The 476-nt window shown below is 39.5% G+C and carries 1 protein-coding gene; it reads left to right on the forward strand.

All coding sequences use genetic code 11. The annotated features are described in order from the left end of the window. On the forward strand, window positions 1–454 hold a 454-nt coding region (locus tag JHD67_RS21445), incomplete at its 5' end, for a S16 family serine protease (protein WP_304487908.1). Window positions 455–476: the final 22 nt, after the last annotated feature.

Raw genomic sequence — 476 nt, forward strand, 5'->3', positions numbered from 1 at the left:
GGCTTATCTCCGCGCTCACGCCAGTTTATTTGGTATTGCCTACGAATTGTTTGACCAGTTTGATATCCATGTACACGTTCCTGCCGGAGCAACCCCTAAAGACGGTCCTTCTGCTGGTATCACCATGCTTACAGCCCTGACTTCTGCATTTACGCAACGCAAGGTAAAATCAAATTTGGCGATGACAGGAGAAATTACCTTAAGAGGGAAAGTTCTTCCTGTTGGGGGTATCAAAGAAAAGATATTGGCGGCCAAACGGGCAAATATCAAGGATATTATTTTATGCAAATCGAATAAAAAAGACATCCTGGAAATTAAAGAAAGCTATATCAAAGACCTGAATTTCCATTATGTAACGGAAATGAAAGAAGTCATTGAACTGGCGCTGACAAAAGACAAGGTTAAAAATCCCCAGGATTTAACAATAAAAACAAAGCCTGCAGCGACTAATTAATTAAAATAGATATATTTAAGGC

Origin of the sequence: Dyella sp. ASV21 (assembly GCF_016428975.1) — a bacterium.
In the GTDB taxonomy this organism is placed as follows: domain Bacteria; phylum Pseudomonadota; class Gammaproteobacteria; order Xanthomonadales; family Rhodanobacteraceae; genus Dyella.